Source organism: Agaribacillus sp. DX54, from assembly GCF_056858335.1.
In genome coordinates this window covers 1-706 of the sequence record NZ_JBXEQE010000111.1, presented here as the reverse complement: position 1 = coordinate 706, position 706 = coordinate 1, and the positions used below count along the sequence as shown (strand labels likewise).

The following is a 706-nucleotide window of genomic DNA, read 5'->3' as shown; positions in this document are numbered from 1 at the left end:
TCCCAGCTTTGGATGACAATGGGATACTTCTTGCCCCACTTCTCAGATAAATTCAATAACGCCATCTCAGCCAATTCCTTGGTGTCAGCTCGATAAACTTCCTTGAGTTCCTTCATGAATACCTTTTGGTCCTTACTGGCCACATACTTGAGCGAATTACGCACTTGATGTACAATACAGCTCTGTACCTCAGCTTTGGGATAAACGCTCTGTATGGCCTCTGAAAAGCCCTTCAGATTGTCCGTACAGGCGATCAGGATGTCTTTCAGCCCCCGGTTGTGCAAGTCAGTAAGCACTTGTAACCAAAAATTGGCCCCTTCACTCTCTGAGACATACATGCCCAATACCTCTTTCATACCAGCCGCATTTATACCCAGGATGTTGTACAAGGCTTTGTGTTCAACTTTTCCTTCCGATCGCACCTTGTAATGCATCGCATCCATCCACACAATGCAGTAAACAGGCTCTAAAGGACGGTTTTGCCAGGCTTTCACTTGCGGAATGATACGGTCAGTGATCTGGCTCAGTAACGTATGGGAGATCTCTGTATCATACATCTCGGAGATGTGATCACTAATGTCCCGAAGGCTCATTCCCAAGCCATACAGACCGATGATCTTGTCCTGAAGGCTATCGGCTAGAACCGTCTCTCGTTTCTTGACAATCTGAGGATCAAAGCTGCTCTGGCGGTCTTGAGGGGTTTCAA

1 protein-coding gene is annotated in these 706 nt (G+C 46.9%); it reads right to left on the bottom strand.

Annotated features, from left to right (window positions below):
• Positions 1-706 (bottom strand): IS256 family transposase (locus AC04NP_RS30565; protein ID WP_482863926.1); only part of this gene is annotated, 706 nt, incomplete at both ends.